This window comes from Streptomyces himastatinicus ATCC 53653, from assembly GCF_000158915.1.
In the GTDB taxonomy this organism is placed as follows: Bacteria; Actinomycetota; Actinomycetes; order Streptomycetales; family Streptomycetaceae; genus Streptomyces; species Streptomyces himastatinicus.
Genome location: NZ_GG657754.1, coordinates 4089852 through 4101272 on the forward strand (window position 1 = coordinate 4089852; position 11421 = coordinate 4101272).

At 71.2% G+C, this 11421-nt stretch carries 9 protein-coding genes and 1 pseudogene; 7 read left to right on the top strand and 3 right to left on the bottom strand.

The window, feature by feature from the left end; genetic code table 11:
- Positions 1-19: 19 nt before the first annotated feature.
- Positions 20-1849 (bottom strand): phosphoenolpyruvate carboxykinase (GTP), encoded by a 1830-nt coding sequence (locus SSOG_RS16670; RefSeq protein WP_009715411.1) that lies wholly within the window; start codon positions 1847-1849, stop codon positions 20-22.
- Positions 1850-2101: 252 nt separating this feature from the next.
- On the opposite strand from SSOG_RS16670, the gene trhA reads away from it, so the two are divergent.
- Both trhA and SSOG_RS16680 read left to right on the top strand, forming a co-directional pair.
- Positions 2102-2800: a PAQR family membrane homeostasis protein TrhA gene (trhA, locus tag SSOG_RS16675; RefSeq protein ID WP_009715412.1), complete on the top strand. Its 699-nt coding sequence runs from the start codon at positions 2102-2104 to the stop codon at positions 2798-2800.
- 39 nt (positions 2801-2839) lie between these two features.
- Positions 2840-3463 (top strand): TetR/AcrR family transcriptional regulator, encoded by a 624-nt coding sequence (locus SSOG_RS16680; RefSeq protein ID WP_009715413.1) that lies wholly within the window; start codon positions 2840-2842, stop codon positions 3461-3463.
- Between the two features lie 11 nt (positions 3464-3474).
- On the opposite strand, the gene SSOG_RS16685 is transcribed toward SSOG_RS16680, so the two are convergent.
- Entirely contained in the window at positions 3475-5511 is a 2037-nt protein-coding gene (locus SSOG_RS16685) for a thioredoxin domain-containing protein (protein ID WP_009715414.1), read from the bottom strand.
- A gap of 94 nt (positions 5512-5605) precedes the next feature.
- Between SSOG_RS16685 and SSOG_RS16690 the strand changes: the two genes are divergently transcribed.
- A complete protein-coding gene (locus SSOG_RS16690; protein ID WP_039941189.1) occupies positions 5606-7015 on the top strand; it encodes an amidase in 1410 nt (469 codons plus the stop codon).
- A gap of 2 nt (positions 7016-7017) precedes the next feature.
- Here SSOG_RS16690 and SSOG_RS16695 read toward each other — a convergent pair whose 3' ends face one another.
- On the bottom strand, positions 7018-7488 hold the full coding sequence (locus tag SSOG_RS16695; protein WP_009715416.1) for a MarR family winged helix-turn-helix transcriptional regulator: 471 nt from the start codon (positions 7486-7488) through the stop codon (positions 7018-7020).
- A gap of 230 nt (positions 7489-7718) precedes the next feature.
- Between SSOG_RS16695 and SSOG_RS16700 the strand changes: the two genes are divergently transcribed.
- The 4 genes and pseudogenes from SSOG_RS16700 to SSOG_RS16715 form a co-directional block, all read left to right on the top strand.
- Positions 7719-8942, top strand: coding sequence for an MFS transporter (locus SSOG_RS16700; RefSeq protein ID WP_039937819.1), 1224 nt, complete (start codon positions 7719-7721; stop codon positions 8940-8942).
- 51 nt (positions 8943-8993) lie between these two features.
- Positions 8994-9818, top strand: a complete 825-nt coding sequence (locus tag SSOG_RS16705; RefSeq protein WP_009715418.1) for an aldo/keto reductase — start codon at positions 8994-8996, stop codon at positions 9816-9818.
- A gap of 62 nt (positions 9819-9880) precedes the next feature.
- Positions 9881-10675, top strand: coding sequence for an SDR family NAD(P)-dependent oxidoreductase (locus tag SSOG_RS16710; RefSeq protein WP_009715419.1), 795 nt, complete (start codon positions 9881-9883; stop codon positions 10673-10675).
- Positions 10676-10841: 166 nt separating this feature from the next.
- Positions 10842-11421, top strand: a pseudogene (locus tag SSOG_RS16715) (hypothetical protein); the annotation flags it as partial.

Sequence of the window (11421 nt, forward strand, 5' to 3'; positions counted from 1 at the left end):
CCGTTCATCCACATGATGTTCAGCCCAGGCGCTGCACCAGCGCCCGGTACTCGTCCCACAGCTCCTTGGGAGTGTGGTCACCGAAGGTGTTGAGGTGCTCGGGGACCAGGGCGGCCTCCTCGCGCCACACCTCCTTGTCGACGGTGAGGAGGAAGTCCAGCTCCGCGTCGTCCAGTTCGAGGCCGTCGGTGTCGAGCGCCTCCTTGGTCGGCAGCACGCCGATCGGGGTCTCGACCCCGTCGGCCTTGCCGTCCAGCCGGTCCACGATCCACTTCAGGACACGGCTGTTCTCGCCGAAGCCGGGCCAGACGAACGTGCCCGCTTCGTTCTTGCGGAACCAGTTGACGTAGTAGATCTTCGGGAGCTTCGACTGGTCCTTGCCCTTGGCGACGTCGACCCAGTGCCCCATGTAGTCGCCCATGTTGTAGCCGCAGAAGGGCAGCATCGCGAACGGGTCGCGGCGCAGCTCGCCGACCTTGCCCTCGGCGGCCGCGGTCTTCTCGCTCGCCACGTTCGCGCCGAGGAAGACGCCGTGCTGCCAGTCGAAGGACTCGGTGACCAGCGGGACCGCGCTGGCGCGGCGGCCGCCGAAGAGGATCGCCGAGATCGGCACGCCCTTGGGGTCCTCCCACTCGGGCGCGATGATCGGGCACTGTCCGGCGGGCACGGTGAAGCGGGCGTTGGGGTGGGCCGCGGGCGTCTCGCTCGCCGGGGTCCAGTCGTTGCCCTTCCAGTCGGTGAGGTGGGCGGGCTTCTCCTCGGTCATGCCCTCCCACCACACGTCGCCGTCGTCGGTGAGCGCGACGTTGGTGAAGACGGAGTTGCCCCACAGGGTCTTCATCGCGTTGGCGTTGGTGTGCTCGCCGGTGCCGGGCGCGACGCCGAAGAAACCCGCCTCGGGGTTGATCGCGTACAGCCGGCCGTCCTCGCCGAACCGCATCCAGGCGATGTCGTCGCCGATCGTCTCGACCGTCCAGCCGGGGATGGTCGGCTCCAGCATCGCGAGGTTCGTCTTCCCGCACGCGCTCGGGAAGGCCGCGGCGACGTACTTCGACTCCCCGCGCGGCGGCGTGAGCTTGAGGATCAGCATGTGCTCGGCGAGCCAGCCCTCGTCACGCGCCATGACGGAGGCGATGCGCAGCGCGTAGCACTTCTTGCCGAGCAGCGCGTTGCCGCCGTAGCCGGAGCCGTACGACCAGATCTCGCGCGACTCGGGGAAGTGCGAGATGTACTTGGTGCTGTTGCACGGCCACGGAACGTCGGCCTGGCCGGGCTCCAGCGGGGCGCCGAGGGTGTGGACGGCCTTCACGAAGAAGCCCTTGTCACCCAGGACGTCGAGCACGTCCTGCCCCATGCGGGTCATGGTGCGCATGGCGACGGCCACGTACGCGGAGTCGGTGATCTCGACGCCGATCGCGGACAGCGGCGAGCCGAGCGGGCCCATGCAGAACGGGACGACGTACATGGTGCGGCCGCGCATCGAGCCACGGAATATGCCCTGTTCCCCCGCGAAGATCTCACGCATCTCGCCGGGGTCTTTCCAGTGGTTCGTCGGACCCGCGTCCGCCTCCTTCTGGGAGCAGATGAAGGTGCGGTCCTCGACGCGCGCCACATCGCTGGGGTCGGAGGCCGCGTAGTACGAGTTGGGGCGCTTGATCGGGTCGAGACGTTTGAACGTGCCCTTCTCGACGAGTTGCGCACACAGACGGTCGTACTCCGACTCCGAACCGTCACACCACACCACTTCATCGGGCTGGGTGAGGGCGGCGATCTCGCCGACCCAGGAGATCAGTTCCTGGTGGCTGGTCGGGGCCGTGATGAGGGAGGAAGCCACATTGCTGGGCGCCACGATCGCTCCATCCCGCCGGAACCGCACTGCTCCGGCGTCTTGGTTTGAGGGTTTGGGCGAATATGTGCACGCATATCCGCATATGGAGACAGCTACCCCTTGGGGGCTGCGACCCGGATGCTCAGCTCATCCGGTGCCGACCGCGCTCATTTGATCATCCGACGGTACGGGCGATCTGTCCAGTGGGCACCTTGGTGACCATCACCACTCGATACGACCGGTAACGCAGGGTGGCTGGGTAGCATGAGCGCCATGACTGCAGCCGCGCCCGACGCCGCCGTTGACCCATCACCAGGGCCCGAAGCAGGCCCGATTCCCCTCAAACCCATGCTGCGCGGCTGGCTGCACGCCGGCATGTTCCCGGCCGCGCTCATCGCGGGAGTGGTGCTCACCGCGCTCGCCGACAGTCCGCGCGGGCGCATCGCGTGCGCCATCTTCACGCTCACGGCCTGCGCGCTCTTCGGTACGAGCGCCCTGTACCACCGGGGCAATTGGGGCCCGCGCGCCACGGCGGTGCTGCGCCGCCTGGATCACGCCAATATCTTCCTGATCATCGCGGGCACCTACACGCCCTTCACGATGCTGCTCCTCCCGCACGGCAAACAGCAGCTGCTGCTCTGGCTGGTGTGGGCCGGAGCGCTCGCCGGGATCGCCTTCCGGGTGTTCTGGGTCGGCGCCCCGCGCTGGCTCTACACCCCGTGCTACATCGCCCTGGGCTGGGCGGCGGTGTTCTTCCTGCCGGACTTCCTGCGCACCGGCGGCATCGCCGTCATGACGCTGATCGTCGTCGGCGGTCTGCTCTACAGCGCGGGCGCGGTGATCTACGGGACCAAGCGCCCCAACCCCTCACCCCGCTGGTTCGGCTTCCACGAGGTGTTCCACTCCTTCACGCTCGCCGCCTTCGTCGTGCACTACGTGGGAATCTCGCTGGTCGCCTATCAGCATTCCTGACTCGATTGCTGAGTCGGCACCGCCCGCCGGTGCCCGACAATGATCGACATGGCCTCCGCACACACGTCTCCCGCCGGTCCCCGGCCCGGGCTGCGCGAACGCAAGAAGATCCAGACCCGGCAGGCGATCCGGCGGGCCGCCTACCGGCTGTTCGCCGACCAGGGCTACGACGCCACCCCGGTGGAACGGATCGCGGAGACCGCCGAGGTCTCGACCAGTACCGTCTTCCGCTACTTCCCCACCAAGGAGGACATCGTCCTCACGGACGAGTACGACGAGGCCATGGCCGCCGGGATCCGGGACCGGCCGCTGGACGAGCCGCCGGTCTCCTCCCTGCGGCGCGTGCTGATCGACATGGCGCGGCAGCTCACCGAGGACGAGCGCGCGGAGATGCTGACCCGCCTCACCCTGATCCGGCAGGTCCCGGCGCTGCGCGCCCGCATGGGCGAGGGCATGGCCAAGACCGGGACCCTGCTGGGCGAGGTGCTGGCCGAGCGCAGCGGCCGGTCACCGGAGGACCTGGAGGTGCGGGTGCTCGTCGGAGCGGTCCTCGGCGCCCTCCAGGAGGCGGTCTTCCACAGCTTCGACCACCACCGGGTGGACGCCATGGAGGACGACATCGACCGCGCCCTGGGCATGCTCGCCCGCGGCCTGCCGCTGTAACCGGGCCTCTGTCAGCCGCCGAGCTTCGCCGTCAGCGCCGCCACATCCGCTGTCGGGGCGTCGCAGGTGAAGTGACGGCAGACGTACGCCGCCGGGCGCCCCTCCAGCAGCACCCGCCCCTCCAGCAGCGGCACCTCGTCGGATCCGGGCGCGCCCACCGCGATCACCGCCCCGGGCGCCGTGCCTAGCAGCGCGGCCCGGTGCAGGGCGCGCGTCGCGGGGTCGTCGTCCGGTCCGACGACGGCCACCTCGCGCGGCCCGTCCAGCCGCGCCTCGGCCACCGCGAGCCCCCAGCCGATGAACCGCGGCACCCGCCCCGCCAGCGCCCGCACCACGCCGAGCGCCCGCTCGGCCGCCTCCCGGTGGCGGCCGCTCCCTGAGACGGCGGCGTAGGACAGCAGCGCCCCGGCGGCCGCCGTCCACCCCGAGGGGACGGCGTTGTCGGTCGGGTCCTGGGGGCGGCGGATGAGCGCCTCGGCGTCGTCGGCCGTGTCGTACAGGGTGCCGTCCTCGGCCGCGAAATGGTGCAGCACGGTGTCCAGCAGCAGCCCCGCGAAATCGACCCATACGCCCTCGCCGGAGACCGCGGACAGGGCGAGGAAGCCCTCGGCCACATCGGCGTAGTCCTCCAGCACGCCCGCGTGGGCACCCACGGCGCCGCCCAGCGAGGTGCGGGCGAGCCGCCCGCCGTTGTCCATGTGGAGCCGTACCAGCAGGTCGGCGGCCTCGGTCGCGGCCTCGACCAGGTCGGGACGGTCGAAGTAGGCGCCGGTCTCGGCGAGCGCGGCGATGGCCAGCCCGTTCCAGGCGGCCACGATCTTGTCGTCGCGACCGGGCCGCTCCCGCCGCTCCCGCGCGGCCAGCAGCCGCTCCCGTACGGAGGCGAGCTGTGCGGCATCGGCCGGGCGCGCACCGTCGGGCAGCTGGAGGACGGAAGCACCCTTCTCGAAGGTGCCCTCCTCGGTCACCCCGAAGTACGCGGCGGCCTGCTCGGCGTCCGCCTCACCCAGCGCCTCGCGCAGCTGCTCCGGCGTCCAGACGTAGTACGCGCCCTCGACGTGCCGGCCGGTGCCGTCGTCGCTGTCGGCATCCAGCGCGGAGGCGAATCCGCCCTGCTCGGTGCGCATCTCGCGGACCAGGAAGTCGGCGGTCTCCAGGGCGACCCGGCGCGCGAGGTCCGAGCCGGTGGCCCGCCAGAGGTGGGCGTAGACGCGGCACAGCAGCGCGTTGTCGTACAGCATCTTCTCGAAGTGCGGGACGATCCATTCCGCATCGACAGCGTAGCGCGCGAACCCGCCGCCGAGCTGGTCGTAGATGCCGCCGCGGGCCATCGCCTCACAGGTGGCCTGCACCATCTGCAACGCGCCCTCGGAACCGGTCCGGGCGTGATGGCGCAGCAGGAACTCCAGCGCCATGGACGGCGGGAACTTCGGCGCCCCGCCGAATCCGCCGCGCACCGCGTCGAATTCCCGGGTCAGCCCCATCAGCCCGGCGGCCAGATCCTCCGCACCGGGCGGCTGGGGCGCCCCGGACCCCAGCGCGATACCGGTGCGCCCGGCCAGGTCCTCCACGATCTTCCCGGCCACGTCCCGGACCTCGTCGCGCCGGTCGGCCCACGCGGCGCGCACCCCCTCCAGCACCTGCCGGAAGGAGGGCATCCCGGGCCGGGGGCGGGGCGGGAAGTAGGTGCCGAAGTAGAAGGGCTGGGCGTCGGGCGTCAGGAACACCGTCATCGGCCAGCCGCCCTGCCCGGTGGCGGCCTGCACCGCCTCCATGTACACGGCGTCCACATCGGGCCGCTCCTCGCGGTCGACCTTGACGGAGACGAAGTGGGCGTTCAGATACTCGGCCGTCTCGGCGTCCTCGAAGGACTCGTGCGCCATGACGTGACACCAGTGACAGGAGCTGTACCCCACGCTCAGCAGCACGGGCACCCCGCGGTTGCGCGCCTCCTCGAACGCCTCGTCCGACCACGGCCGCCAGTCGACCGGGTTGTCGGCGTGCTGGAGGAGGTACGGGGACGTCTCGTGCGCCAGGCGGTTCGGCATACCCCCATCCTCTCCCACCCCGCGGGACCGGTCCCCGCGGCACGTGGCTTCCGCGTACCGTGATCTTGCCGTGCGGCGGAAGGGGCGGGTGTCGATGGGCGAGAACGAGATCTACTACCGGGATGCCACCGACCTGGCGGAGCTGATCCACGAGCGGCGGGTTTCCGCGGTGGAGGTGATGCGGGCGCACCTGGACCGCATCGAGGCGGTCAATCCGAGGGTCAACGCCGTCGTGACGGTGGCCGCCGAGCAGGCGCTCGCCGCGGCGCGCGCCGCCGATCGAGCGCTGGCGGCGGGCGGCACCGTGGGTGCGCTGCACGGGGTTCCGTTCACGGTCAAGGACTCCCTGGATGTGGCGGGGATGGTGGCCGCGCGCGGCTCGTCGCTGTTCCGGGACCGGGTGCCCGCGAGCGACGCGACCGCGGTGGCCCGGCTCCGGGCGGCCGGCGGGATTCCGCTGGCCAAGACCAACCTGCCCGAGTTCTCGTACTGGACCGAGACCGACAACGCGATCACCGGCAGGACCCTCAACCCCTGGGACGGCGAGCGGACTCCGGGCGGTTCGAGCGGCGGGGAGTCGGCCGCGATCGCCGCCGGGATGTCGCCGCTCGGGCTGGGCAGTGACGTCGCCATTTCGGTGCGCGGGCCCGCCCACGACACCGGCATCGTCGCGCTGAAGGCGACCCGGGGACGGATCCCGGTCACCGGGCACTGGCCCGAGGCTCCCCGCCGTTACTGGCACGTCGGCCCGATGGCCCGCAGCGTGCGGGACATCATGGCCGCGCTGAAGATCCTCGCGGGGCCCGACGGCGTCGACGGCTACGTACGGCACGCGCCGCGACCCGTCGACCGGCCGGGCGACCTGGCCGGGGTGCGGGTCGGCTGGGCGGCCGAGCCCGCCTTCGGTCCGGTGGACCGCGAGGTGACGGCCACCGTCGCGGCGGCGGCCGACGCGCTGCGGACACTGGGCTGCACCGTCGAGCCCGCTCCCCTGGGAGAGTTGGAGACGCTCGACGCGACCACGCTGAGCGCGGTGCTGTACACCGCCGAGGTCGTGCCGTACTTCCGGCAGGTCGTCGCCGGTCGCGAATCCGAGGTGCACGGCGTCATCCGGCGGACGCTCAGCGCGCCGGACGTCGCGATGGCCGACTACGTCACCGCGCAGCAGCAGGTCGAGGCGCTCGGCTCCCTGTTCGCCGGATACTTCGAGCGCTACGACGTACTGCTGTGCCCCGTATGCCCCGTCCCCGCCCCGCCGCACGCCCGGTCGGCGTTCGACGTGGGCGACGTGACGGTCCCGGCACGCGGCATCATGCGCGCGACCGTGCCGTTCAACCTCACCGGACTGCCCGCGCTGTCACTGCCGTTCGGGGCCAGCGGCGAGGGACTGCCGATCGGCGTCCAGCTTGTCTCCCGTTGGTACGACGAGGCGACCCTTCTGCGCCTCGGTGCCGCGCTCGAAACGGTCAGCCCCGTGCGGCACCGGCGGCCCGAGCTGACCTGATCTCAGGTGACCGGGGTGGTGGTCCCCTGGAGCTGCTTGACGGCCTGGACGAGAGGCGCCAGTTCCGCTTCGGCGGACGCCTGGTCGAGGGCTTCGCGCAGGGCGGTGTTGTGGGTGGGGCGGGCCTCTTCCAGCAGGCGTGACCCCTTGTCGGTGACGTCGACGTAGATGCCGCGGCGGTCGGTGGGGCAGAGGTAGCGCGAGAGCAGGCCGCGGTCCTCCAGCCGGGTCACCAACCGCGTGGTCGCGCTCTGGCTGAGGACGACGGAGTCGGCGACCTGACGCATCTGGAGATGCCCGCCCTCCCCGTCGTGCTGGCGGCTGAGGACGTCCAGCAGGGAGTACTCGCGCGCGCTGAGGTCGTGGGAGGTCTGAAGGGCACGCTCGACGCGCCCTTCGATGCGGCCGTGCAGCAGCGACAGGGCACACCAGCTGTGCGCCAGGGCGGTCATCGCCGGATCGGTGGCAGTCATGATCAGCGCTCTCTTTCCGGACTGTCGGACTTTCCGGGCTGTCGGGCTCTCCGGGCTGTCGGGCCTGGGCTCGCCGCCCTCGTCTTCGCATCCACTATACCCGCGCTTGCATTAGCCAGCGTATGCAATTATTGTCCATGCCTGTAATTGCCCATGCCCGTAGTTGCTCACGCCTGTAGCCGCTGCGCACTGACTTCCGCCGCGTACACGCACGTCAAAGGACCCCTCTCATGCCGCTCGCACTGCTGGCCCTGGCCATCGGGGCCTTCGGAATCGGCACCACGGAATTCGTGATCATGGGGCTGCTGCCCCAGGTCGGCGCGGACCTCGGCGTATCCGTGCCGACGGCCGGCTACCTGGTCACCGGATACGCCCTAGGCGTCATGATCGGCGCCCCGATCATGACCGCCGTCGGCACCAAGATCTCCCGCAAGAACATGCTCATGCTGCTCATGGGCCTGTTCATCCTCGGCAACGTCATCTCGGCCCTCGCGCCCGTCTTCGCCGTCATGCTGATCGGCCGGGTGGTGGCCTCGCTGGCCCACGGCGCGTTCTTCGGCATCGGCGCGGTCGTGGCCGCCGAACTGGTGGCCCCCGAGAAGAAGGCCGGTGCGATCTCGATGATGTTCACCGGCCTGACCGTGGCCAACGTCGTCGGCGTCCCCCTGGGCACCTTCGTGGGCCAGACCGCCGGCTGGCGCGTCACCTTCCTGATCGTCGCCGCCCTCGGCGTGCTCGGCCTGGCCGGTGTCGCCAAGCTGGTGCCCGATCTCCCCAAGCCGGAGGGGGTGCGGCTGCGGCACGAGGTGGCCGCGTTCAAGGACACGCAGGTCGTCCTGGCGATGGCCATGACCGTTCTCGGCTTCGGCGGCGTGTTCGCCGCGATCACCTACATCGCGCCGATGGCCACCGAGGTCGGCGGCTTCGCGGAGTCCTCCGTCACCTGGCTCATGGTCGTCTTCGGCGTCGGCATGGTGACGGGCAACCTGCTCGGGGGGCGGTTCGCGGACCGCAAGCTCATGCCGATGCTCTTCACCGCGCTCGGCGGGCTGGCGCTGGCCCTGTTGCTCTTCACGTTCCTCGCCTCGGGCAAGGGGACGACCGTCGCGGCGGTCTTCCTGATCGGCGCGCTCGGGTTCGCCACCGTCCCGCCGTTGCAGAAGCGGGTCCTGGACCACGCACATGGCGCACCGACGCTGGCGTCGGCCGTCAACATCGGGGCGTTCAACCTGGGCAACGCGCTGTCCGCCTGGCTCGGCGGCCTCGTGATCTCCGCCGGGTTCGGCTACGCCGCGCCGAACGCCGTGGGCGCCGTCCTGGCCGCCACCGCCCTGGCGCTGGCCCTGGTCTCCCGCCGCCTGGAGCTGCGCCCCGCGTCCCGCGTCGCGGCCTCCGGAGGGTCATCGTCCGATGTCGCGGCGGACGCGCCGGACGCCGAGCGCGTCCTCTCCTGACACCTCTCGCAGTTCACCGTTCGCCCCCCCCGTTCGAAAGGAACCCCCCTCATGACCGCTGTGCCGAACGTGACGCTGAACAACGGCGTGACGATGCCGCAACTGGGCTTCGGCGTCTTCCAGGTCCCCGACCAGGAGACCACCGCCGCCGTGAGCCATGCGCTGGAGGCCGGGTACCGCAGCATCGACACGGCCGCGATCTACGGCAACGAGCGCGGCGTCGGCAAGGCCATCGCCGACTCCGGCATCGCCCGCGAGGACCTGTTCGTCACCACCAAGCTGTGGAACGAGCACCAGGGATACGACAAGACTCTCGCCGCCTTCGACGCCTCCCTGGACAAGCTCGGACTCGACCACGTCGACCTCTACCTCATCCACTGGCCCACCCCCGCCCGCGACCTGTACCTGGACACCTACCGGGCGTTGGAGAAGATCCTGGCCGACGGCCGCACCCGGGCCATCGGCGTCTCCAACTTCCAGGTGAGTCATCTGCGGCGGCTGCTGGAGCACACCGGGATCACCCCCGCGGTCAACCAGGTCGAGCTGCACCCCGGCCTCCAGCAGCAGGAGCTGCGCGCCTTCCACGCCGAGCACGGCATCGCCACCGAGGCATGGAGTCCGCTGGCCCAGGGCGCGGTCCTCGGGGACGAGGCCGTGGTGCGCGTCGCCGAAGCACATGGCGTAACTCCGGCGCAGGTCGTGCTGCGCTGGCACCTCCAGACCGGCAACATCGTGATCCCCAAGTCCGTCACCCCCGAGCGCATCCGGCAGAACCTGGACGTCTTCGGCTTCCAGCTCACCCCTGCCGACCTGGCCGCCCTCGCCGACCTCGACCGCGGCCTGCGCACCGGCCCCGATCCCGACACCCTCAACTGACCCCGCTACGGAAACCGCCACCGCCACCGCCACCGCCACCGCCACCGAGAAGGGCGTCACCCATGCAGATCGATCTCTCCGGCCGGACCGCCCTGGTCACCGGCTCCACCCAGGGCATCGGAGCGGCCATCGCCACCGGCCTCGCCCGCGCCGGCGCCCACGTCGTCGTCAACGGCCGCGGCGCGGAGCGCGTCGAGGAGACGGTCCGGACCATCCGCGCCGAGACCGGCAATGAGAACACCACGGGCGCCGCGGGGGACCTCGCGACCGAGGAAGGCACCCGCGCCGTCCTCGATGCCGTCCCCCGGGTGGACATCCTCGTGAACAACCTCGGCATCTTCGGCTCCGCGCCCGCGCTGGAGATCAGCGACGAGGAGTGGCGCCGCTACTTCGAGGTCAACGTCCTCTCCGCCGTACGCCTCATCCGCGCCTATCTGCCCGGCATGACGGAGCAGGGCTGGGGGCGCGTGCTCAACCTCGCCAGCGACTCGGCCGTGGTGATCCCGGCAGAGATGATCCACTACGGCATGACGAAGACCTCGCTGCTCGCCGTCGGCCGCGGATTCGCCAAGGAGGCCGCGGGCACCGGAGTCACCGTCAACTCCGTGATCGCCGGGCCCACCCACACCGGTGGCGTCGAGGGGTTCGTCCGCGAGCTGGTCGGCGACGAGCTGCCCTGGGAGGAGGCGCAGCGCGAGTTCATGATCAAGCACCGCCCGCAGTCGCTGCTGCAACGCCTCATCGAGCCCGAGGAGATCGCCAACCTCGTCGTCTACCTCGCCTCGCCGTACGCATCCGCCACGACCGGCGGCGCCGTACGCGTCGACGGCGGTTACGTCGACTCGATCCTCCCCTGACCCTCCCACCCGATCCCCTCCTCCCCCGACTCCTTCCTGACTCCTCCCCTGACCTTCTTGTCCACAGGGGGAGTTATCCACAGGGCTGCCGGAAATGAGGCAGAAGCGGAAGACTTGGGGAGCAACGCGCGATTCACGCGTGGCGCTCGTGCAGGAGGGGGATCACATGCCGGGCTCACTGGCCGTGCTGCGGGACAGCCACCGGACGGAAGTCGAGCGGCTGCTGACGCGGGCCGTCGAGGAGGAGGTGCGGCGCTCGGGCGGCCGCACGGACGGCGGGGTGTTGCTCAGCCGCGCGCGGGGCTCGCTGGACGAGATGGCGGCGACCGCGGCCGAGGAGTACGGCGCGTATGTGCGCGCCCTGGACGAGGCGGACGCGGGCAGCAGACCGCTCTCGGCGATGCTGGGTCGCGAGCGGCTGTCCACCCCGGCGCTGGCCGCGGCGGTGGCGGCGGCCGCCGCCTTCGGCGCGGATCTCAGCTTCGGCACCTCGGCGGGCACGGCGCTGGGCGCGGGTGTGACCGCGGCGGTGGCGGGGTCGGCCGCGGCCGTCCTCAAGCTCACCGCGGCGCACTGGCCCGCGGCGCACCGCAGGCGGCGCTGCGCAACCAGCCGGGCGGGCCCGAGCAGCTGCGGCTCCAGTGGCTGACGGCGGTCGAGGTGCGGGGCATCCGGCCGTTCATCGACCAGCACCGGATGATCTCGGCCGCCACCCGCCAGGGCGGCGGCCCGGCCAAGCGCTCCTC